Annotated in this window: 22 protein-coding genes; 1 reads left to right on the top strand and 21 read right to left on the bottom strand. The window is 58.6% G+C overall.

What is annotated here, in order from left to right; all coding sequences use genetic code 11:
• Positions 1 to 30: 30 nt before the first annotated feature.
• The 14 genes from ABJM03_RS09510 to ABJM03_RS09445 form a co-directional block, all read right to left on the bottom strand.
• Complete coding sequence (locus ABJM03_RS09510) at positions 31 to 903, bottom strand: outer membrane protein assembly factor BamD (protein WP_348417148.1); 873 nt, start codon at positions 901 to 903, stop codon at positions 31 to 33.
• 171 nt (positions 904 to 1,074) lie between these two features.
• Positions 1,075 to 1,998, bottom strand: coding sequence for a UDP-3-O-acyl-N-acetylglucosamine deacetylase (lpxC, locus tag ABJM03_RS09505; RefSeq protein ID WP_348417147.1), 924 nt, complete (start codon positions 1,996 to 1,998; stop codon positions 1,075 to 1,077).
• Between the two features lie 204 nt (positions 1,999 to 2,202).
• Positions 2,203 to 3,924, bottom strand: coding sequence for a cell division protein FtsZ (gene ftsZ / locus ABJM03_RS09500; RefSeq protein WP_348417146.1), 1,722 nt, complete (start codon positions 3,922 to 3,924; stop codon positions 2,203 to 2,205).
• 173 nt (positions 3,925 to 4,097) lie between these two features.
• The gene (gene ftsA / locus ABJM03_RS09495; protein ID WP_348417145.1) at positions 4,098 to 5,432 is read right to left on the bottom strand and encodes a cell division protein FtsA; all 1,335 of its coding nucleotides are present in this window, start codon (positions 5,430 to 5,432) and stop codon (positions 4,098 to 4,100) included.
• On the bottom strand, positions 5,429 to 6,319 hold the full coding sequence (locus ABJM03_RS09490) for a cell division protein FtsQ/DivIB (RefSeq protein WP_348417144.1): 891 nt from the start codon (positions 6,317 to 6,319) through the stop codon (positions 5,429 to 5,431). The genes ftsA and ABJM03_RS09490 overlap by 4 nt, the downstream gene beginning before the upstream one ends.
• Complete coding sequence (locus tag ABJM03_RS09485) at positions 6,307 to 7,188, bottom strand: D-alanine--D-alanine ligase (RefSeq protein WP_348417585.1); 882 nt, start codon at positions 7,186 to 7,188, stop codon at positions 6,307 to 6,309. Before ABJM03_RS09485 ends, ABJM03_RS09490 begins: the two co-directional genes overlap by 13 nt.
• A gap of 156 nt (positions 7,189 to 7,344) precedes the next feature.
• Positions 7,345 to 8,262, bottom strand: coding sequence for a UDP-N-acetylmuramate dehydrogenase (murB, locus tag ABJM03_RS09480; RefSeq protein WP_348417143.1), 918 nt, complete (start codon positions 8,260 to 8,262; stop codon positions 7,345 to 7,347).
• Positions 8,259 to 8,537, bottom strand: coding sequence for a hypothetical protein (locus tag ABJM03_RS09475; protein WP_348417142.1), 279 nt, complete (start codon positions 8,535 to 8,537; stop codon positions 8,259 to 8,261). Before ABJM03_RS09475 ends, murB begins: the two co-directional genes overlap by 4 nt.
• Before the next feature lie 5 nt (positions 8,538 to 8,542).
• Entirely contained in the window at positions 8,543 to 8,803 is a 261-nt protein-coding gene (locus tag ABJM03_RS09470; protein WP_348417583.1) for a DUF2484 family protein, read from the bottom strand.
• Entirely contained in the window at positions 8,803 to 9,054 is a 252-nt protein-coding gene (locus ABJM03_RS09465) for a DUF2484 family protein (protein ID WP_348417141.1), read from the bottom strand. Before ABJM03_RS09465 ends, ABJM03_RS09470 begins: the two co-directional genes overlap by 1 nt.
• On the bottom strand, positions 9,051 to 10,466 hold the full coding sequence (gene murC / locus ABJM03_RS09460) for a UDP-N-acetylmuramate--L-alanine ligase (RefSeq protein WP_348417140.1): 1,416 nt from the start codon (positions 10,464 to 10,466) through the stop codon (positions 9,051 to 9,053). The genes ABJM03_RS09465 and murC overlap by 4 nt, the downstream gene beginning before the upstream one ends.
• Positions 10,463 to 11,566 carry a UDP-N-acetylglucosamine--N-acetylmuramyl-(pentapeptide) pyrophosphoryl-undecaprenol N-acetylglucosamine transferase gene (locus tag ABJM03_RS09455; RefSeq protein WP_348417139.1) on the bottom strand — a complete coding sequence of 368 codons (1,104 nt, stop codon included), beginning with the start codon at positions 11,564 to 11,566 and terminating at the stop codon, positions 10,463 to 10,465. The genes murC and ABJM03_RS09455 overlap by 4 nt, the downstream gene beginning before the upstream one ends.
• Complete coding sequence (locus tag ABJM03_RS09450; RefSeq protein ID WP_348417138.1) at positions 11,563 to 12,729, bottom strand: putative peptidoglycan glycosyltransferase FtsW; 1,167 nt, start codon at positions 12,727 to 12,729, stop codon at positions 11,563 to 11,565. Before ABJM03_RS09450 ends, ABJM03_RS09455 begins: the two co-directional genes overlap by 4 nt.
• Before the next feature lie 124 nt (positions 12,730 to 12,853).
• Positions 12,854 to 13,378, bottom strand: a complete 525-nt coding sequence (locus ABJM03_RS09445) for a peroxiredoxin-like family protein (RefSeq protein ID WP_348417137.1) — start codon at positions 13,376 to 13,378, stop codon at positions 12,854 to 12,856.
• Between the two features lie 111 nt (positions 13,379 to 13,489).
• Between ABJM03_RS09445 and ABJM03_RS09440 the strand changes: the two genes are divergently transcribed.
• Positions 13,490 to 14,665 carry an NAD(P)/FAD-dependent oxidoreductase gene (locus ABJM03_RS09440; protein WP_348417136.1) on the top strand — a complete coding sequence of 392 codons (1,176 nt, stop codon included), beginning with the start codon at positions 13,490 to 13,492 and terminating at the stop codon, positions 14,663 to 14,665.
• Here ABJM03_RS09440 and murD read toward each other — a convergent pair.
• The 7 genes from murD to ABJM03_RS09405 form a co-directional block, all read right to left on the bottom strand.
• On the bottom strand, positions 14,662 to 16,059 hold the full coding sequence (gene murD, locus ABJM03_RS09435; protein WP_348417135.1) for a UDP-N-acetylmuramoyl-L-alanine--D-glutamate ligase: 1,398 nt from the start codon (positions 16,057 to 16,059) through the stop codon (positions 14,662 to 14,664). The genes ABJM03_RS09440 and murD overlap by 4 nt on opposite strands.
• A 30-nt stretch (positions 16,060 to 16,089) precedes the next feature.
• Entirely contained in the window at positions 16,090 to 16,482 is a 393-nt protein-coding gene (locus tag ABJM03_RS09430) for an ACT domain-containing protein (RefSeq protein ID WP_348417134.1), read from the bottom strand.
• Positions 16,482 to 17,564, bottom strand: coding sequence for a phospho-N-acetylmuramoyl-pentapeptide-transferase (gene mraY, locus ABJM03_RS09425; protein ID WP_348417133.1), 1,083 nt, complete (start codon positions 17,562 to 17,564; stop codon positions 16,482 to 16,484). Before mraY ends, ABJM03_RS09430 begins: the two co-directional genes overlap by 1 nt.
• A gap of 76 nt (positions 17,565 to 17,640) precedes the next feature.
• Complete coding sequence (gene murF / locus ABJM03_RS09420; protein WP_348417132.1) at positions 17,641 to 19,068, bottom strand: UDP-N-acetylmuramoyl-tripeptide--D-alanyl-D-alanine ligase; 1,428 nt, start codon at positions 19,066 to 19,068, stop codon at positions 17,641 to 17,643.
• Positions 19,065 to 20,549 (bottom strand): UDP-N-acetylmuramoyl-L-alanyl-D-glutamate--2,6-diaminopimelate ligase, encoded by a 1,485-nt coding sequence (locus ABJM03_RS09415; protein ID WP_348417131.1) that lies wholly within the window; start codon positions 20,547 to 20,549, stop codon positions 19,065 to 19,067. The genes murF and ABJM03_RS09415 overlap by 4 nt, the downstream gene beginning before the upstream one ends.
• A 14-nt stretch (positions 20,550 to 20,563) precedes the next feature.
• Entirely contained in the window at positions 20,564 to 22,357 is a 1,794-nt protein-coding gene (locus tag ABJM03_RS09410) for a penicillin-binding protein 2 (protein WP_348417130.1), read from the bottom strand.
• Entirely contained in the window at positions 22,354 to 22,704 is a 351-nt protein-coding gene (locus ABJM03_RS09405) for a cell division protein FtsL (protein ID WP_348417129.1), read from the bottom strand. The genes ABJM03_RS09410 and ABJM03_RS09405 overlap by 4 nt, the downstream gene beginning before the upstream one ends.
• Between the last annotated feature and the right edge of the window lies 1 nt (position 22,705).

Genomic DNA, 22,705 nt, shown 5'->3' with positions numbered 1-22,705 from the left:
GCGCCCCGTCACAGGCCTGCAAGTGCCACGTTAAATCCACTCGCCTTTCACCATTTCACGGTAAATTCCCGACAGCCAGTTATTGCCCAACGAGCGCAGTTCAAGCCCGCGGCCCGTGAGCAGTTTGTAGCTGTCTTCGTACCATTCGGTTGAGCGATAGTTATAGCCCAGAATCGCACCTGCGGTCTGTGCTTCATCCGTCAAACCAAGAGCAAGATAGGCCTCGACCAGACGGTGCAGCGCCTCGGCGGTATGGGTTGTCGTCTGAAAATCCTCGACCACAACGCGGAACCGGTTGATTGACGCGGCTTGGTGGCCACGGCGCAGATAATAGCGGCCGATCTCCATTTCCTTACCCGCCAGATGATCAAAAGCGAGGTCAAATTTAAGGATAGATGCGCTAGCATATTCGCTGTCAGGATAGCGTTCGATCACCTGGCGCAGCGATTGCAACGCCTGAAACGTGAGCCCCTGATCACGGCCAACATCGTCGATCTGGTCATAATAGCTGAGCGCAAGCAGATAGGCGGCATAGGCCGCATCATCATCATCGGGGTAGAAATCGATAAACCGCTGTGCCGAGGATCGGCTGTTTTCGTAATCGCGGTCCTGATGATAGGCAAATGCCTGCATGATCAGCGCACGTTTCGCCCATTCCGAATAGGGATACAGGCGCTCGATCTCGGCGAAATAGAAAGCGCCGTCAGAGGGGCGCTTGCGATTGATCTCAAACTCGCCTCGTTCGAAAATCTGCTCTGGCGTGTAGGTCTCGAGCGGGATCTCTTCGCGACTGAAAAGACCTTTGGTGAATCGCCCGGCATTTTGATCGCCGCCGCACGCACCGAGCGCTGCAACAGCCACAAACGCGACGGAAAGACGTCTTGCAGACCCTCCAAAACCCATCCTTGGCTATCCTTATTCTCTTTACGCTGTCTTCATATCAAAGCTTCGCGCCTTGTTTGAAGAATGTGTTAGCATAATATTTTCCGGTGCAAAACGTCCATTTCCCACTTTATAAAAAAGCAATCAGCTTTCGCACAAGGTTGTGAAGGAACTGGCAGCTTTTGTATGGCGTCATGCGACGGCAGGAACTTCGCTTTGGTTCAGACCATATCCCGGCAAGCGCGCTGTCACATCGCGGTCGCACCGGATCATACGCACGGCGTCAGGTGTGGTAAACAGCTTGCGCAGCAAGCGATTGGTGAGCGCGTGGCCTGCACAAACGCCGGTGTAATGCCCCAACAGCGGTGCACCGGCGAGCGCGAGATCTCCCAATGCATCCAACATCTTATGGCGAACAGGTTCATCGGGATACCGCAAGCCCCCCGGGCTCAGCACGCTGTCCCCGTCAAAAACCACCGCATTTTCGCCAGCCTGCCCACCAAGCGCCAGACCCTTGGCCTGCATCGCACTTACATCCGCCTGACGGCAGAAGGTACGACTATCGCACAGCTCACGCGCAAATGCGCCATTGGTCAGCGAGATCGTCTTTTTCTGACGACCGATTGCTTGATCCCGAAAGTTGATTTCGAAATCAATCAGCAAACGGTTTGCCGGCACGATTGTTGCATAGGAATCGCCGTCCTGCACGCGCACTTCCTTAAGAACCTCATAGGCGACCGCGGGTGCAGATTGACGCTGAATACCACCGGTCAGAATACCGCGGACAAAATGCGCCGAAGAGCCATCTAGGATCGGAACTTCCGGGCCATCTATGGTGATCAAAGCATTATGAATGCCGCACCCTGCCAGCGCCGCCATCAAATGCTCGACGGTAGAGACTTCTAATCCCGTCTTATTCGCAAGGCGCGTACAAAGCTCGGCCTCCACGACGGCATCCCAACGGGCGGGAATTATCTTGTCGCCCACTTCCACATCCGTGCGCTTGAACGAGATCCCGTGATAGCAAGGCGCCGGAGACACTGTGACAGTCGCAGGCTTCCCGCTGTGCAGGCCTTTGCCTTTAAAGCTGGTCGAAGTTCTAACAGTGTTCTGCACGGTGCACCTCGTTAACAGGACAAGCTCTCACTTGGTTAACTCATTGCTAGGCCTCTGGTTCGCTACACACAAATCAAGGATTGCAACCGTCTGAAACATCGCAATCAGGAACGGGCACATTGCCGCCACCCCTTCCCTAAAGCCCTTTCTTCAAACGAAAAAGGCCGCCCTAGGGCGGCCTTTTCCATCACGAGGTAAGGTGATTTAGTTTGCTTGGCGACGCAGGAACGCGGGAATTTCAATGCGTTCTTGCTCAGGATTGGCTTCCTGACGGGGCTGCGGCGCAGGTGCCGCTGCGGCGCCTTGGCCACGCTGTACCGGTGGCTGCTGGCGTGCAGGTGCGGCCGGAGCTGCGGCGCGGGGCTGTGCCTCACCTTCTTGTGTGCCGGTCATGCGGTTGATCAACGAGTTGATACCAAAGCGAGGACGCTCGCCGCCTTGCTGTGGCGCTGCGGCCTGAGGTTGCTGCGGTGCTGCAGGGGCAGCGGCAGGCTGAGGAGCCGGGTTTGCACGTTGGGCTGCGGCACGCAGACGGGCCATGGCTTCGGGCGATGGCGTACCTGGCGCTGGCGCACGTGGTGCAACAAAGGCCTCGGGCTCGGCCTCGATCGGCATTGGCTCTGGCTCGAATGCTTCCGGCTCGGGTGTGTAGGCCGGAGGAGGCAGATCATCTGCTGCTTCCTCGATCGGCTCATAACGGCGGCCAGCGAACATATCGCGAGAGCTATCGGCACGTGGGGCCTGTTGAGGCGCATCATCAAAGAAGCTTGGTGTTTGTGCTTCTTCGCGAGGTGCTTCGGCGGCAGCAGGTGCGGCCGCCACGGCGGCTGTGGCTGGCGCTGGTGTAGGCGCAGGTGCAGCAGCAGCAGCAACCGGTGCAGCTTCTTCTTGCTCTACCGTTTCAGTCGCCAAAGGGCGCGACATGGACCGGCGCGGAACCGGCATATCCGTGTTCACGTCGACCGCGTCGATACCTGTTGCCACAACGCTTACGCGCATAAAGCCACCAAGGCTTTCGTCCATTGTGGAGCCCACAATGATGTTTGCTTCTGGATCAACTTCTTCGCGGATGCGGTTGGCTGCTTCATCCAGCTCAAACAGGGTCAGATCATCACCACCGGTGATATTGATCAGCACGCCTTTCGCGCCACGCAGCGAGATTTCGTCGAGCAGCGGGTTGGCGATGGCTTTCTCGGCGGCCTGGATGGCGCGATCTTCGCCCTCTGCCTCGCCTGTGCCCATCATCGCTTTGCCCATTTCGTCCATCACGGCGCGCACATCAGCAAAGTCGAGGTTGATCAGGCCGGGGCGTACCATCAGGTCGGTCACGCCTTTAACGCCTTGATAAAGCACATCATCGGCCAGCGAGAATGCTTCGGTAAAGGTGGTTTTTTCATTCGCCAGACGGAAGAGGTTCTGGTTCGGAATGATGATTAGCGTGTCGACAACTTTTTGCAATGCCTCAACGCCGTCCTCGGCCTGACGCATGCGCTTGGCACCCTCAAACTGGAACGGCTTGGTCACAACACCAACAGTCAGAACGCCAAGCTCGCGCGCGGCTTGTGCGATGATAGGTGCCGCGCCTGTGCCGGTCCCCCCGCCCATGCCTGCGGTGATAAAGCACATATGCGCACCCGCAAGGTGGTCCACAATCTGCTCAATGCTTTCTTCGGCTGCGGCGGCCCCTACGGTTGCACGCGCACCAGCACCCAAACCTTCGGTAACTTTAACCCCCAACTGCACACGGCTGTCGGCCTTGGCTTGCTGAAGCGCCTGTGCATCGGTGTTGGCTACAACGAAATCGACACCCTCAAGGTTTTTGTCGATCATGTTATTTACCGCGTTACCGCCCGCACCACCGACACCGAAAACGGTAATCCGTGGTTTTAGGTCTTCTTGTCCCGGCATGGAGAGGTTCAAAGTCATCTTATGTCCGCCTGTTCTGTTTCCCGCACCGCGCGGGTATAATTGTCCCAGTTTTTATTGACATTAGCCCTCATATCGCTTGTCGTCACGTAAAAAAGGCCTTTTCGGCGCCAAATATAGGCATTTTTTCGCCCATTCTCACCGTATATCGTCGATGTTACCCCATGTTGAGGTCACCAATTGTCCTTGAACCATTTCACAGCCCGCTTGAGCGAACGTGCAGGGTAGCGATCGGCCGGAATATCGAAATCCCACCATTCATCCTGAGGGTTGGCAGCAAACAACGCGAGCCCGACCGCCGAAGAAAATCCCGGCCCGGTGGCGGCTTGTGGCAAGCCATGCACACGAAGCGGACGACCCAACCGCACCTGTTGGCCTAAAATTTTGCTGGCCAGCCCGTCCAACCCCGGAATCTGGCTGCCGCCACCGGTCAGGACGATCTGCTGGCTGGGCAGATGGTCAAACCCTGCCGCATCAAGGCGCGCACGTACTTCTTCGAGAATTTCCTCGACCCGTGGACGCATGATGCCGATCAACTCTGCACGGCTGGCAGTGCGGCGGTCATGCTCATAATCGCCGGTTTCTCCGCCGATTTCGATCATCTCGCGATCGTCCATGCCCGTGGCCTGCAAGCCGCCGTAAAATGTCTTAATCCGCTCTGCATTGGCGGTGGGCACTTGCAAGCCCATCGAGATATCCGAGGTCACATGATCCCCGCCCATGCGGATACTGTCCGAATAAATCATGTGCTTTTTGATAAAGATCGAAACGCCGGTTGCGCCGCCACCCAGATCAATACAGGCGGCGCCCAACTCTTGCTCGTCCTCGACCAGCGCTGCAATGCCGGACACATAGGCCGACGAAGCAATCCCCGCCAATTCAAGATCACAGCGTTTAATGCAATAAGCCAAGTGTTGCACAGCGGCGGCGTCTACCGTGAGCATATGCATATCAACACTTAGATCATTGCCAATCTGGCCGCGCGGATCAATCAGGCCACTGCGATGGTCCAGCGCGAAATTCACAGGTTGTGCGTGCAGGACTTCGCGACCCTCACCATATTCCGGCACATCACAGCTACTCAGAACACGGGCAACGTCATCTTCCGAGACAACCTGATCCTCAAGCGATATCTGCGCATCAAGTCCGTAGCTACGCGGATCACCGCCCGCAAAACAGGCGATTACATGGTCAACGCGGATGCCGGCCATTTTCTGCGCGGCCTGCAATGCGGTGCGAATGGCGCGCTCGGTCTCGCCCATGGCGGTGATTTCACCGAAACGAACCCCACGCGAACGGGTCGTGGCCGCGCCGATCACGCGAAAGCCCGATTGCCCCGCCAGCGATCCGATCTCGCCCTCTTCTTCCAGTCGGGCCGTACCATCAAACCGCAGCACAAGCGCTGCAATCTTGGAACTGCCCACATCCAAAATCGCCACCACACCGCGCTGCATCGCCAGCTTGCGCATCTGCCGCATTGTGCGTTGGCTGTTATATAGATCATTCATTTGTTTTGTGCCCTAAACGCTGCCTGTCGGGCCATCCGTTCTTCGGCGGCCTCATTTGTCATTTGCACTGTTGGTCGGCGTGCCAGCCGCATATCGACCCGCGCCACGTCGCGGGTCAGAATATCTTGTGCCCCTTCCAGAGCGATCACGCGTTCAAGCGCGCGCCGCGGTTCTGTTTCGGGCAGTAAAATGCGCTGATCACGGTCCAGAACCACATCCCAGCGCCGCTCTCCGATACGGACCAATCCACGCAAGCGCGACCCAAGCGGGCCTGCTGCATCGATCAGGTCAAGTGCCTCGGCGACATGTTTATCCGCCCCCTTGCCCGCGATCATCGGCAGATCGGGGCGCGCAAAGCGGCTGGTCGCGGCGGCGACATAGATGCCATCCGCATCCACCAGCGCCAGTCCGTCCTCGTTACGCCACAGCGCGACAGCGGTGCGTTGGGTGACATCGATCTGCAGTTTGCCACCCGGACGGATGCGCACAGCCGCTTTTTCCACTGCCGGAATCTCACTGACCAAGCCGCGCATCGCATCCAGATCCAGATCAAAACTGGAGACAGGAAAATCAAGTGGCAGCGCTTCGCGGATATAACTGGCAAGCTCGTCACCCGCCCCGTCGATCGCCATCAGATTGACCATGAATTCGGGGCGTTGCTCGATGCTTGCACGGGCTTCCGACACGGTTTGTGCAATCGCATCGCGGCGTGCATCATCAGCCAGATAAATAGTTCCCGCCGTCAAGGTGATGCAGAATGGAATGCCTGCGCGCAACGCCAACCTGATACCCGGGGTCAGCATCATGCGCTGCATGCGCCATGCCCAACGCGAAGGCGCCGGATCCGCGCGGCCTGTGGTCTGTTTTTTGCGGATCAACGTGCGCATGACGCGTCCTCCACCATCCAATGGCACAACTCGGCAAAGCTCATCCCTGTCGCCTGCGCCTGCTCGGGCGTCAGTGAGGTGCTGGTCATGCCGGGTTGTGTGTTGGTCTCGAGCAGGATCAACCCGTCCGCACCGCGCGCCTCATCCCAGCGGAAATCGGTCCGGCTGACACCGCGGCAGCCCAGAGCCTCATGTGCGCGCACAGCATAAGCCATGCACAGATCGAAAATCTCTTGCGGGACATCTGCGGGCACCACATGGGAGGAGCCGCCCTCTTTGTATTTGGCATCGTAATCATACCATCCGGTCGTGATGATATCGGTCACGGTCAACGCACGGTCGCCGATCACGGATGTCGTAAGCTCACGGCCCGGCGCGAAGGTCTCGACCATCACAGTCTGCGGCATATCCGCGTCCAGCTGCGGCGGGCCGTTGTTTTCATCCGAAACCAGATACACCCCAACAGAGGAGCCTTCGTTGTTGGGTTTGACCACATAGGGTGGTGCCATCACGTGACCGCTGCGCACATCATCTGCTGCGACGAGCACGCTCTCGACCACGGGCAAACCGGCGGCGCGGAAGATGTCTTTGCTGCGCTGTTTGTCCATTGCCACAGCCGAAGCCAGAACGCCCGAATGGGTGTAGGGAATTTGCAGCCACTCAAGCATGCCCTGCACACAACCGTCCTCGCCCCAACGACCGTGCAGGCAATTCAACACAACATCCGGTTTTGCATCCGTCAAAACAGCATAAAGATCGGGGCCTGCATCGACCTCGATCACAGAAGTATATCCGTATTCCCGCAGTGCAGCGGCGCATGCACGCCCCGTATCAAGCGACACCTCACGCTCGGCCGAGGGTCCGCCCATTAATACCGCCACTGTCGGGTGTGTCCTGCTCGACATAACCCAGTGCCTCAATGTCCCAGAGCGTAACGCTCCATTATTATTGTTTTATCAGGGCCTTTTGGCCCATTTTGTCGTTTACAGCCGCTTTTTGCGGTCTGAGCCTCTGCGAAATGGCGATTATGGTTCGCCTATTCGCATAATTTCCCATTCTAGCGTGATACCACTGGAATCGTAAACCTTTTTTCTCACTTCTTCGCCCAATCCTTCAAGATCGGCTGCCGAAGCATCGCCTGTATTGATCAGAAAGTTGGCATGTTTCAGCGACATCTGCGCACCGCCGCGCATGGCCCCCTTCATGCCCGCATCCTCGATGACCTTCCACGCCTTGAGGTCATGCACGTCATCCGCTTTACCGGTCGAGCTGAACCCGGCCGGATTGCGAAAGGTCGACCCTGCGCTGCGGTCCTTGGTGGGTTGGGTTGCGTCGCGTTTTGCCAGTTGATCCTGCATCCGCGCGTGCAGCGCCTCTGCCTCCCCCTTGGGTGGGGTGAAGGTCGCGCTGATGATTACGGTGCCTTCTGGCAGGTCGCTTTGTCGATACCTGAAATTCAGATCTTGCGGTGTGAGGGTGATCAGCTCCCCTGCCCGCGTGACGGCCTGTGCGCTGACAAAATAATCCGCCGTGTATGTGCCATAGCAGCCTGCATTCATGCGCACCGCGCCACCGACACTGCCCGGAATTGTGCGTAAAAAAGTAAGATCAAGCCCCGCATCCGCGGCCTTGCGCGCGACATGCGCATCAAGTGCAGCAGCCCCTGCGATGACGCTATCGCCTGCGACCTCGATCCCGTTGAACCCACGCCCCAAACGGATCACCACAGCGCGCAGCCCGCCATCACGTACGATCAGGTTCGAACCGACCCCCATGGCAAAAACGTTCACGTCAGCAGGCAGATCACGCAAGAAGCTTTGCAAATCCTCAAGGTCAGCGGGCTGGAACAGATAATCAGCCGGACCACCCACACGCAGCCATGTCAGATCGGATAAATCACGCTGCGCCGTTAATTTCCCGCGCGGTACTGGCAATGCGGTCATAGCTTTTCAACCTTACTGTCACGAAAACGGCGTGCGGTACGCCCGATAATCCAGCCTATGCCAAGCGCGCAAACAGCATAAAGCAACGCGGCTGCATGGGCCGTCATCGCCGGCGGTGAAAAGGGCCGCGCCTGAAGCCCCAGCACCATCCAAAGCGTGTTAAGCCCCATGCCGATCACCAGGATCACCAAAAACAGGCGAAAACGCTGGTGAAAGCCAGCATAGCCACAGCCCAGAACCCAGACGGCCAAGCCGACCACCAAAAGATATATCATAGGATTTACTCCGCCGAAGTACTGCGGCCAATCCGGCGCAGCCAACGACCAAAATAGATAACAGGCCAACGCAGCACCGAACATCCTGCTGCAAGGACCAGCAAGCCGATCCAAGGACCGTGCTGGACCACCACATAGCCCACAATCGGAATACCGACAGCGATCAGAATATAGGCGTTCCGCCAATGGTGGTCTTTGCTAGGCGTCATCGCCAGCACATTCGCGGCCACAGCCCAAATGCAAGAAAGAAGCAAAGACAGGCTGATCATTCCGGCACCTCGGGGTATTGGCCGCGCAGGCGCGCCGCGAAATAACGCAACGGGTTGCGGAACATGGACACAAAAGCCGCCAACCCCGCCAAAGCGAACAACCAGCCATGCTGCATCCCGATCATCACCAATAGCACAGGCGCTGCGACCAAAAGCGCGACGCCCGGAACATATTGTTTACGCACAGGCAACACCGCTACCCCCGCAGAGGCAAAGACCCAAGCAAGAGATAGCCAGATCAATGTCACGCAGCCGCCCCTTTCAGGGCCTGCAATGCATCGGGAAGCGCGTTGGCCCAGTTCGAAATTGTGCCCGCGCCAAGGCAGACAACCATATCACCCGGGCGGGCCTGCTCGGACACCAGACGCGCAAGATCATCAGCATTTTCCACACGGCGCGCGTGGCGGTGACCGTGCTGGATCAAGCCTGCAACAAGGCTATCGCGGTCTGCCCCTTCGATCGGGTCTTCGCCAGCGGCATAAACATCGGTGATACCCACAACGTCACAATCGTTAAAACAGGCACAGAATTCATCAAAATGGTGGCTCAGGCGGGAATAGCGGTGCGGTTGATGCACAGCTATCACCCGCCCTTCAGTCGCCTCACGCGCTGCCTTGAGCACGGCGGCAATCTCGACCGGATGGTGGCCATAATCGTCAATGATCGTCACGCCGTCGACTTCGCCTACCTTTGTAAAGCGGCGGTTAACGCCACCAAAGCTGGCCAGTGCCTCACGGATTTCTTCGCCCTTCATGCCCAGATGGCGCGCAACGGCAATCCCGCTTAGCGCGTTGGACACGTTATGGTCGCCCGGCATAGGAAGCTGGCAATCCTTGATCACGATGTCTTCGTTTTGCAGATGCACATCGAAATGCGCAACACCCGCTTTGTAATGCAGCCCGACAGCCCGCACATCAGCCTGCGCATTGAAACCATAGGTAATCACGCGGCGATCGGTAATCTTGCCCACCAATGCCTGCACCTCGGCACTGTCGGTACAGCAGACCGCCACACCGTAAAACGGGATGTTCGACGTGAATTCCAAAAACCCCTGCCGCAGATTTTCAATGGTACCCCAGTGGTCCATATGCTCGGGGTCGATATTGGTCACAACGGCAATCGTGGCCGGAAGGCGGTTGAATGTGCCGTCGCTCTCGTCAGCTTCGACAACCATCCATTCGCCCTCGCCCTTGCGCGCATTCGAGCCGTAAGCGTGGATGATGCCGCCGTTGACAACAGTGGGATCAAACCCGCCCCCATCCAGCAATGCCGCGACCATGGTCGTGGTGGTGGTTTTGCCATGCGTCCCTGCAATGGCCACATTCGATTTCAGGCGCATCAGCTCGGCCAGCATTTCGGCGCGGCGCACGATGGGCACACCGGCAAGGCGCGCAGCATCAAGTTCGGGATTGCCCGGCTTAATCGCAGAGGAGATCACGATGACCTGCGCCCCTTCGATATTTTCGGCGCGCTGCCCTTCGAAAACCTTGGCACCCAGTTCGGAAAGGCGCTCCGTTATAGGGGTGGATTTAAGGTCCGAGCCTTGCACCTGATAGCCGTGGTTCAGCAGCACTTCGGCGATACCGGACATGCCAATGCCACCAATCCCGACGAAATGGATCGCACCGACATCGCCGGGCAGTTTTGTCGCAGCATTCATGCTAATGCCTCCTTATTCGCAATTTCTACAACTAGATCGGCCAATGCCTCGGCCGCCTCGGGTTTGCCAAGCGCCAGCGCACTATTGGCCATTTTCAATGCCGCATCACTATCGGACAGAACCATCTGGATATATTCGGTGAGCGTTTCAATTGTTGCCGCACCTTCGGTGATCAACACCGCCGATTGTGCTTCGACCATGCCGCGTGCATTTGCGGATTGGTGATCGCCTGCCGCTGCCGCAAAGGGGATCAGGATCGCAGGCCGGCCAATGACGGTCAGATCCGCAATTGAAGATGCGCCCGAACGGCTAATGACCAGCTGCGCCTCGGACATGCGGCGCGGCACATCATGGAAAAACGGCTGCACATCCGCGTTGATGCCATGCTCTGCGTAATACTCCGACACGCGCGTGCCGTCCTCATCCCGCGCTTGATGGCTGACGCGGATATTGCGCAACATGTCCATCGGCAGCGCCGCTATGGCGGGCGGGATCACATCGCTGAGGATACGCGCGCCCTGAGAGCCACCCATCACCAGCAAATCCATCGGGTAATCACCCGGCGCGATATAGCCCGCACCTGCCCGTTCAAGCACCGAAGCGCGCACAGGATTGCCCACATGCAACCCTTCCACATCATCGGGCAATGTCGTGGGCCATGTACCACAAGCGACGGCATCGACCCGCGTGGCAAAAACCTCGTTCACGCGACCCAGCACGCCGTTTTGCTCGTGGATCATGCGCGGCAGACGCAACATGCACGCAGCACCAAGCGCCGGAATAGAAGGATAACCGCCAAACCCCACCACAACAGCAGGTTTATCACGCATCATGCCAAATGCCGCCCGCAGGGTGCCCCCCAGAATGCGGAAAGGGACCAACGCTTTGGCCAACAGGCCACCACGGGCGAAGGTCGCGCTGGAGATCTCTTCGATCTCGACTGCCTCGGGAAAACCCGAAGTATAGCGCGCGCCGCGGGCATCTGTGCTGAGCTTAACACGCCAGCCGCGGGACAACATGACTTCGGCCAATGCCTGAGCGGGGAACATATGCCCGCCGGTGCCGCCAGCCGCGATCACCAGAAGCGGTGGGCGGCTCATTGGCGGCCTCGCGCCAGCAGTGCGCTGATCTCACCTTGAGGGCGTGACCGTGTGAAGGCCAATAACATGCCAAGGGCAATACCCGAGGCGATTACGGAAGAGCCACCGTAGCTCACGAAGGGCAGTGTCATGCCTTTGGCTGGCAGCAGACGCACGGCGACGCCCATGTTGATCATCGCCTGTACGCCGAACATGCAGGCAAGGCCGGTTCCGGCCAGACGGATGAACGGATCGCGTTCGCGCACCAACCGCGTGAGCGAACGCACAACGATACAAGCGTAAAGCGCGATAATGCACAACACCAACACCAGCCCGTATTCTTCGGCGGCAACAGCGATAATGAAATCCGTATGCGCATCGGGCAGCGACCATTTCACTTCCCCCTCGCCCACACCCACGCCAAACAACCCGCCCTCACGGATCGCATTGGCCGCATAGCCAAGCTGGGTTGTCGGGTCGATATCCACGCTCATGAAACCATCGATGCGACGGGCGAAATGCTCGGAACTGGAATAGGCGACCGACCCTGCCACTGCGACCATGACCGCCATACCCACCAGTAAAATCATCGGCGCGCCTGCTACGAAATACATCACGCCCCAGCCGAACAACACCAGACAGGCCTGACCGAAGTCGGGCTGCAATGCCAGCATCAGCACAATCGTCAGACACAGCCCAAAGGACCACGCCTTGCCGGGAGGGCCGTTGATCTCAAGGTTGGCGGCCATCATCCATGCCGCGACAACAACAAAACCCGGCTTGAGGAACTCGGACGGCTGCACAGAGGCAAACCCCATCGAGTACCAGCGCACAGCGCCTTTGCCGAAATCGGTACCAAAAAACGGCAACATCATCAGCGAAAAGAAGGAAATCGAAAATCCGACAACTGCCAGACGGCGCACCACAGTGGGTGTCATCATCGATGTCAGCATCATCGCAATCATGGCCAAACCGCCAAAAAACGCTTGACGCTGAACATAATGGAAAGGCTGAAAGCCGTTCTTTTCCGCAAGCGGCGGAGAGGCCGCAAGACCCAGAAGCAATCCCATGCCAAAGAGCATCAGGATGCAGGAGAGCGCCCATTTATCGAGCGTCCGCCACCATTTGGGGAGAATAGGTTCGCCTTCCCGCATCGGGACTGCGCCATAAACCATTTCTGTCATGGGTATGTGCCTTACACTGCCTGTCATGCCCCCTTTGCGGAGGTCTGTTGGTAGTATAACGGCAAATTACCCGCGCGGCTAGAGTCTTTGCACCCTTTTGCGCCGCGCGGGGTTTAATCTCCTATCAGGAGCTGTGCGTACCCCGGATGGGGTAGTCGTTCGAGCGGATGAATTTGATACCTCCTGCAACCCCGTCAAGTTCGGGCCGTGCAAAGGGCGCGTTCGAGACATCAATGATCTGAATCTTGCCATCGCCGTTCACCACAAACATTGCGGGTTCGGCAAAGGGCCGGTCGGTTTCCTCGGGGCTGCGCGGATCCGAAATATAGACGCCGAGTGTTTTCATCTGCGCAGGCGTCAGACCATAACCAATGGTGATGTCCAGATTTTTCTCATCGGCCATTTTCTGCGCTTTTTCCTTTGGATCACCCGACACGGCCACCACGTCGACGCCCTGCTCGTTAAAGGCGGCCTCGACCTCTTGCAGCTTGGACAGGTAGGTTTTGCAAATAGGACAATGCAATCCGCGATAGACAACGACCAGTTGCCAATCATAATCGCCGCGCGGTGCGCCAAGGGTGATTGTGCTGCCGTCCAGCGCCTCAACATTTGTTTTCGGGAATGTGCTCGCTGCTGCTAGTGCAGTCATGATCGTCTCCTTTTTTATCGTTTCAATGTGTCAACACAGCGCCCCGCGTGTTTGTTCCAGAGACGGAGCAATGACTTGACCTGTGCGGCCCCATCGGGCACCTGCACAGGCATGCAATTTGATACCCTCATCATCGGCGCAGGGGCCGCAGGCCTGATGTGCGCAGCCCATGCAGAGGGCCGGACCCTATTGGTGGATCACGCAAAAGCACCGGGCGAAAAAATTCGCATCTCTGGTGGAGGGCGGTGCAATTTCACCAACCTCTATACAGATGCGCAGGCCTTTATCTGCAACAATCCCCATTTCGCCAAATCGGCACTGGCGCGCTATACGCAATGGGATTTCATCGCGTTGGTCGAAGCCCACGGCATCGCATGGCATGAAAAAACGCTGGGCCAGCTGTTTTGTGACAATAGCGCCAAAGACATCGTTGCCATGCTGGTCGGCATGCTAAAATCGCAGGACGTGGATTTGCGATTGCAAAGCAACATCAGCGACATTGCCTATGACGGCAATGGCTACACCGCCACCCTTCACAGTGGCGGGCAAAGCCATCCACTGCGCGCCCGCCGCCTCGTTGTGGCCACCGGCGGCAAATCCATTCCCAAAATGGGGGCCACCGGCTTTGCCTATGATGTAGCCGCGCAATTTGGCGTGCCCGTCACCGAAATCCGGCCCGCCTTGGTGCCCTTTACATTTGAAGGGGGGCGTTTTGCCGAAATCTCGGGCGTGGCTGTCCCCGCGCGGGTGCAGGCAGACGGGCCAGCCTTCGAAGAGGCGCTGTTGTTCACCCACCGCGGGCTGTCGGGGCCTGCCATCTTGCAAGCCTCCTCTTATTGGCGCGAGGGCATGCCGATCACTGTGGACATTGCCCCTGCGGGGATGCTCGACGCTTTGCGCCAGCAGCGCCAAGAAGCAGGCCGCCGCAATTTCACCACCGAACTGGCCCGCCATATGCCCGCGCGTCTGGTTGAGCATCTGGCAGGGGTCTTTGATCTGTCAGGCAACCTTGCGGATTGGTCCGACAAGCGACTGCAAGCCTTTATCGACAACCTCGCGGCTTGGGAGCTCACCCCCGGCGGCACAGAAGGCTACCGCACCGCCGAGGTCACGCGCGGCGGCATTGACACCGATGCGCTGAGCGCGCGCAGCATGGCCGTCAAGGCACAGCCCTCGCTCTATTTCATCGGAGAAGCGGTAGATGTGACCGGCTGGCTGGGCGGCTATAATTTTCAGTGGGCGTGGTCCTCTGCCATGGCTGCGGCGCAGGATTTGAACGCGGGTTAGTCCAAATGCGCGCGCACCAATGATACGAAATCATCGCCACGTTTCTCAAAACTGTCATATTGATCAAAGCTGGCCGCCGCAGGGGCAAGCAGAACCACATCACCGGCTTCCGCTTCGGCAATCGCACGGCTGACGGCCGTGGCCATCGTGGTGCAAACCTCGGACTCGACATTCAACTGCATGGCAAAATTGGCAGCCTCACGCCCGATAACATAGGCTTTGCGCACGGTGTCACCTGCACTGGCAAGCCCGTCCAACCCGCCTTCTTTTTCCAGACCACCACAAATCCAGCGGATGTTCTTAAAGGCCGCAAGCGCCTTGGCGGCGGAATCCACATTGGTGGCTTTACTGTCGTTCACAAAACGCACGCCGTCTTTCTCACCGATGGTCTGGCTGCGGTGCGGCAGGCCGCCAAAACTGTGAAACGCGGCTTCGATCACGCGGGGCGGGATGCCAAGCGCACGGCACGCGGCATAAGCGCTGCACGCGTTTTGATGGTTATGCGCTCCCGGCAGGCCCGCCACGTCACGCAGATCAATGGAGGCCGCCTGTTTGCCATTGCGGTACTCGCTCAGGAACCCTTTGCGCGCAAAGACGTTCCAGCCCGGGCCACCCAGCTTGCCTGCGACACTCACGCGGATCACGCGGTCATCCACGGGGCCTTCGCTCAACTGCCCCGCAAGGAACAGACCTTCGGCTTCATCCACGCCAATCACTGCGCGGTCTGGCCCACCCTCGGAAAACAGCCGCCGCTTGGCCGCGAAATAGCCTCCCATGCCCGCGTGGCGGTCCAGATGGTCGGGGCTAAGGTTGGTGAAAACGGCCACATCCGGTGTCAGGTTGCGCGCAAGATCGGTTTGGTAGCTCGACAGCTCCAACACAACAACGCCGCCGTTGCAGGCAGCCTCGATATCCAGCACGCCGCGCCCGATGTTGCCCGCCAGCTGGCTATTGCGGCCTGCGTGCTCAAGAATGTGGTGGATCAATGCCGAAGTCGTGGATTTGCCGTTGGATCCTGTGACGGCCACCACACGTGGCGCGATCTCGAAACCGTTCCATTCAGAGGTGGCAAAGCTTTGGAAGAACAGGCCGATGTCATTGTCCACCGGCACGCCTGCGCGCAGAGCCGCTGCGACGACGGGGTTCGGGGTCGGATAGAGATGCGGAATACCCGGGCTGACGATCAGCCGCGCGATGTCTTCAAACGCTCCCTGTTTGCCCAGCTCGATGCAGTCGAAATCCTCCATCTCGGCTGCCGCACGCGCAACAGGGTTATCATCCCAGCAGATGGGCACTGCCCCCCCTGCCCGCAAAGCACGCGCCGCCGACAGGCCAGAACGGCCCAATCCCAAAACCGCGACCCGCAGCCCCTTCATGCCCTGAACTGGTATCATCTCTTTATCCTAACTTTAGGTGTCTCGACGTTAAGTGTCACTGGCCAAGGCCAGCAAAGCCTCAACCGCCCGCGCTGCATCATCTGCGGGTACAAAGGCGTGATCGTGGTGAAGCCCTGCAACCATGTTACACGCGATGCCCACCTGTGCGAGAGCCGCGGCAACAGCGGCCGTGAGCCCTACGCCATCCAATGCGGAATGCACCGTCAGTGTGATCCGCTGCATCGGCATATCGCTTCGCAAACCATGGGCCAGCGCCACCGCATCACTGAGGATCAGCGACAGGCCTTCCTCTTCGCGAAAGCTGGCGATTGCGTCGGGCAACAACCCCGCCGGTCCGGTGCAGAAATGGTAGATCACAGGGTCCAGCACGGGGGCCATCCCTGCAATCATCGCGCGCGTCTCTTTGACCGGCGCACCCATTAGCGCACCTTCAGCGTGGCCAGACCGATCAGTGCAAGGATGAGCGAGATAATCCAGAAGCGGATCACGATCTGCGGCTCGGCCCAGCCTTTTTTCTCATAGTGGTGGTGGATTGGTGCCATCAGAAACACACGTTTGCCGGTGCGTTTGAAATAGAGCACCTGAATGATCACGCTGAGCGCCTCAACCACAAACAGACCGCCAACAATGCCCAGCACCAGCTCGTGTTTGGTCGCAACGGCAATCGCCCCCAAAGCACCACCCAAGGCAAGTGAACCGGTGTCGCCCATAAACACAGCTGCTGGGGGTGCGTTATACCACAAAAAGCCAAGGCCCCCGCCAAAGATACCGGCGGTAAAGATCAACAATTCGCCCGTGCCGGGAACATAATGCACATCTAGATATTCGGTGAAATCCACGCGGCCTACCGCATAGGCAATCACGCCCAAGGTGCCTGCCGCAATCATCACCGGCATAATCGCCAAGCCGTCAAGCCCATCGGTAAGGTTCACAGCATTGGCTGCGCCCACAATTACGATCATCGCGAAGGGGACAAACAGAAAACCCAAATTGATCAGCACATCTTTGAAAACCGGCAGCGCCAATTGGTTTTGCAGGCTCTCGGGATGGTATTGCGCGGCCCAAAACCCTGCGATTCCCGCAATCAAAAAGCCCAGCAGAAGCCGGATCTTTGACGAAACACCCGCCACGTTCTGCTTGCTCACCTTGGCGTAATCATCCGCAAAACCGATGGCAGCAAAGCTCATCGTGACAAAAAGCACCATCCAGATGAACGCGTTATCCAGACGCGCCCAAAGCAGCGTCGAAGTGAGCAGCGCGCCCACAATCAGCAAACCACCCATCGTAGGTGTGCCCGCCTTGGCAAAATGCCCTTCGGGGCCATCGTCACGGATTGGTTGGCCTTTGCCTTGGGTGCGGCGCAGCATATTGATCAGCGGCTTGCCAAACAGGAACCCGAAAATCAGCGCCGTCAGGAACGCGCCCCCCGCCCTGAAGGTAATGTAGCGGAAAAGGTTAAAGAAATCGCCGCCATCAGACAGGAGGGTCAACCAATAGAGCATACATCGTCCTTACAATCTTAATCGCGACAGCCCCACATCTTGTAGCTTGGCTTGCCGCAGCCCCCTCATCGGGGTGTCACATATCTGTTACCGGATGGCCCATTTTGCGGATGGCGTCAACGACCGTGCCTAATTTCATGCTCAACGAGCCCTTTGCCAGCACCACATCGCCTGCATCAATACGCCCGCGCAGGCCTTCGCACATTTCCTCGGCGCTTTCACACCAGTCGCCGCGCTGTTGGTCGGGCAGCAGGTCATAAAGCGCCCGCATCATCGGGCCCACGCAATGGATCACATCAAGCTGTTTGGTCGCCTCCAGATGAGCAATGCCTGCGTGCAGGGCGATCGCATCCGCCCCGAGCTCTTTCATATCACCCAAAAATGCAATGCGGCGACCTTTGCGGATACTGCCCACGCCATCTGTGGGCTGCGCACCCGCCAAGACTTCCAGCGCCGCAGCGACCGACGTCGGGTTGGCATTATAGCTGTCATCAATCAACGACAAACGCTGCTGCGCCTCAACCGGGTCTAGCTGGATCACTTCGCGCAGGCCGCGCCCCTTATAAGGTGTCCAACTGCCCAGAACCGTTACCGCCTGCCCCAGATCGGCCCCAATGGCTTTGACAATCGCCAAAGCCCCCAGCGCGTTCATGGCAAAATGCCGCCCCGGCGTGGCAAGTTTGAACAGCAAAGGTTCATCATCGACCTCGGCCTGCACCACGGTTGTATCGCCCTGAATGCTCAGTTCCTTGAGCTTCCAGTCAAAGCCATGTTCGCCAAAGGCGATGCCATGTAGACGCTTGTCATGGGTTTTCGCTGCAAGAATAGCAGAGGTTTCCACATCCGCGTTATAGACCGCAGGCGCGCCGATCGGCAGGCTGTCAAAGATGTTCGCCTTCTCCAAAGCGATGCCTGTGATATCCTTGAACGCCTCCAGATGCGCGGCGGCCACGGTGGTGATCATCGCCGCATCCGGTTTTGCCAGCATCGTCAGCGGCAGGATTTCTCCGGGGTGGTTCATGCCCATCTCGATGATGGCATACTCCGTATCCGCAGGCATGCGCGCCAAGGTCAGCGGCACACCCCAGTGGTTGTTATAGCTGGCCACGGAGGCATGGGTGCGCCCTTGGGGGGACAGCATCGCCAGCAGCATTTCCTTGGTCGAGGTCTTACCGACAGAGCCGGTGATGCCGATCACTTTGGCCTGTGTGCGTGCGCGCGCAGCTGCCCCCAGAGCCTCTAACCCTTTGAGCACATCCTCCACAATCAACAGCGGCGCATCTTCGGCCACACCCTCGGGCACGCGCGAGACAAGCGCGGCCCCGGCGCCAGCGGCCAAAGCATTTGCGACAAAATCATGCCCGTCACGGGCGGCTTGCAGCGCGACAAACAGATCGCCCTGCGCAATCGTGCGCGTGTCGATCGAGACACCGTTCACAGACCAATCGCCCTGCGCGCGCCCTCCTGTGGCCTTTGCGGCCTCGCTTGCTGTCCAAAGCGTCATGTCAGCCTCCCGTCCAAGGCAGCCACGGCCACGCTTGCTTGTTCTACATCATCAAAGGGCAGCACATCGTCGCCGATGGTCTGGCCGGTCTCATGTCCCTTGCCCGCGATCAACAGCGCATCACCGGGGCCAAGCACGTCCACCCCGCGCAAGATCGCCTCGGCGCGGTCGCCGACCTCGGTGGCCCCTGTGCAGCCCTCCAGAACCGCCGCACGAATGCTTGCCGGATCCTCAGAGCGCGGATTGTCATCGGTGACAAACACCACATCGGCATTGGCGCTGGCCGCCTTGCCCATCAAAGGGCGTTTGGCGCGGTCGCGATCTCCGCCTGCGCCAATAATGGCCACCAGACGCCCCATTACATGCGGCCGCATTGCCGCCAAGGCAGTGGCAACAGCATCCGGCGTATGGGCATAATCAACAAACACTGCCGCGCCGTTATCGCGCGTTGCGGCCAGCTGCATGCGGCCACGCACCGTGCCCAAATGAGGCAGCGTGTCAAAGACATCCGCAGGCTCTGCTCCGCAGGCAATCACAAGGCCTGCCGCAAGCATGACGTTATCGGCCTGAAACCCGCCAATAAGCTCAAGCCGCTTCTGATAGGCTTTGCCCTGCCATTCAAAACGCAAATCCTGCCCCGTCGCGTCAAAGCGCTGACCGATGAGATGGAGATCCCCGCCATCCCGGCCCACCGTAATCACCTTGCACCCGCGCGCGCGGGCTATCGCGGCCATATCAACGCCTTTGGGATCATCAATATTGATAACGGCAGTGCCCTCTTCGGGCAGCACACGGGCAAATAAGCCCGCCTTGGCGTCAAAATAGGCATCAAATGTTTCGTGATAGTCCAAGTGGTCTTGGGTGAAATTGGTGAACCCCGCCGCGCGCAGCGTCACCCCATCAAGGCGGCGCTGATCGAGCCCGTGGCTAGAGGCTTCCATGGCGGCGTGGGTTATGCCGTTTGCAGCCGCCTCTGACAGTGTTCGGTGCAGGGTAATGGGCTCAGGCGTGGTGTGGGCCAGTGGGGCTGCCCATGCGCCTTCAACCCCAGTGGTGCCAAGGTTCACGGCAGAGAGCCCCATCTCGATCCAGATTTGGCGTACAAAGGTGCTTACCGAGGTTTTGCCATTGGTGCCGGTCACGGCAATCATGGTCTCGGGCTGTGCGCCGAACCACAATGCGGCTGTGCGCGCCAATGCCTCACGCGGAGCGTCTGTGATGATCAGAGCGGCCCCTGCCTGGCGGATCGCATCGCCCGCAATCTGCGCGCCTTGAGCATCCGTCAGCACCGCAATCGCGCCTTTCTCAAGCGCCATGGGCACGAATTCTGCGCCATGCACCGCGCTGCCGGGCATCGCGGCAAACAAGGTGCCGTTGCGCACGCGGCGGCTATCTACCTCGAGACCCGAGATTTCGGCATTTTCATTCCCGACGGCCATGAGCCCCAGTGAATTAAGTGAGGTGCTCTTTGACACGGACATCAGGGACCCTAAAGCTAGTTGCTGCTGGTGAGCGTTATACCAGCGACCTGAGCGGGTTCAATGGCCGGACGCATTCCCAACAACGGTGCCACCCGACGTACCATTTCTGCTGCAATCGGCACTGCCGTCCAGCCCGCTGTGCGCCGCGGTTTACCGCTGGAGGTTTCGATTGGTTCATCCAGTGTCACCACCAGAACGTAGCGCGGATTGTCGGCCGGAAACATCGAGGCAAAGGTCGTGATTGTTTTGTCTTTGTAATAACCGCCACGCGGCTTTGGCTTATCGGCTGTGCCGGTCTTGCCTGCCACGAAATACCCCGGGACCTCTGCAAAGCTGGCAGTGCCGTCTTCACCCACAACCACATCGCGCAACATGCGCCGTGAAGCGGCCGCTACATCCTCACGCATGACGCGTGTGCCCTCCTGAGGGCCCGATTGCTTTAGCAATGTCGGTTTGATCGCGCGGCCGCCATTGGCGATGGCCGAGTAAGCTGCCGCCAGATGCATTGCAGTGGTCGAAATACCGTGACCGTATGAGATCGTAACAGCCGACAAATCCGTATAACGCGATGGCACCAACGGCGTGCTGCCCGAAGCTTCAATGATTTCAAATGGCGATTTGTCGAACAACCCCAATGAACGCAGGAACTCTTGCTGGCGTTCTTTCCCGATCATCAGCGCAAGACGGCCGGTGCCACGGTTCGAGGATTTCTCGATGATCTGGCTCACTGAAATCGTGCCGTAGTTGTGGTTTTTGAATTCACCAATGCGGTGCCCGCCGACTTTCATCGGGCCTGCGGTGTCGATCATCGTGTTGGGATTGACCAATCCAAGCTCCATTGCCTGAGCGGCGGCGAAAATCTTGAACGTCGAGCCAAGCTCATAGACGCCTTGCACAGAACGGTTAAACAGCGGGCTGTCAGAAGCATCGCCCTCGATCGCGGGGCGCGGGCGGTTGTTGGGATCAAAACTGGGCAAAGAGGCCACGCTGACGATCTCGCCGGTATGCACATCCATCAGGATCGAGGTCGCGCCCTTGGCGTTCATCAGCTTCATGCCGCCCTCAAGCACCCGCTCGGCAGCGGCCTGCACGCTCAAATCAAGACTTAGCTCAAGCGGCTTTCCGGCATTGGCAGGGTCGCGCAAATAGTCGTCAAAGTATTTCTCGGCACCGGCCACGCCGATCACTTCGGCTGCGCGCACGCCTTCACGGCCAAAACTGGCACCGCCCATGATATGCGCGGCCAGTTTTCCGTTGGGATACAAACGCATATCACGTGGTGCAAACAACAGCCCCGGATCGCCGATGTCATGCACGGCCTGCACTTGTTCGGGGCTGATTTTCTTTTTCACCCACAAGAATTTGCGCTTGCCGGTAAAGTCTTTGATCAGCCGCTCTTCGTCCAGATCGGGGAAAATCTTGGCCAGCTCGCGTGCGGCCCCTTCCCGGTCGATCATATGCGGTGGCTGGGCATATAGCGCATGTGTATCCAGATTGGTCGCCAGAATACGACCTTCACGATCGACAATATCGGCACGGGTGTTGGCGATGATCGAACCGGGTGCATGGGCGCGCGGCTCAACAGGGTCGGAAACCGCCAGCAGCCCCATACGCGCCCCGACAACCGCAAAAGCACAGAAAAAGAACACGCCCAGCACCAACAGTCGGCCCTCGGCACGATTGCGATCCTGGTCGCGCATCTGTTCGTGACGGATGCGGCGGTTCTGGTTCTCGATCGCGTCAGGGTTTTCACCCTTTGCGCGGGCCTCAAGGATGCGCGCCAGGGGGCGCAGGGGCGTGCGGATCATAACCCTTCCTTTGCTTTAAAGGTCGAAACATCGACAGGATTGGTAATGGGCAGGATGTCGGGCAGCGGATATTGGACTTCATCCACCTGACCGAATTGATCAGGGTGCAACGGCAAAAGCTGCAGACGCTCGAAATTCAGCTCGGCCAGATCGCGCAAGCGGTCAGGGCGGTTCTGATAGGCCCACTCTGCGCGCAAAATCGCCAAACGCCCGTGGGCCTCACGGATTTCCGCGTGCAATTTGTCAGTCTGTCCAAGGGCGGCCTGGGTCGCATAGTTTTCGCGGTAAGCCCAAAAAGCCAGACCGATCACACCCAAAGCAGTCAATACATAAATCACTGATTTCATG

Source organism: Sulfitobacter sp. (assembly GCF_039977885.1).
In the GTDB taxonomy this organism is placed as follows: domain Bacteria; phylum Pseudomonadota; class Alphaproteobacteria; order Rhodobacterales; family Rhodobacteraceae; genus Sulfitobacter.
The sequence above is the reverse complement of the archived record's forward strand: the minus strand, read 5'-3'. Positions and strand labels throughout refer to the sequence as shown.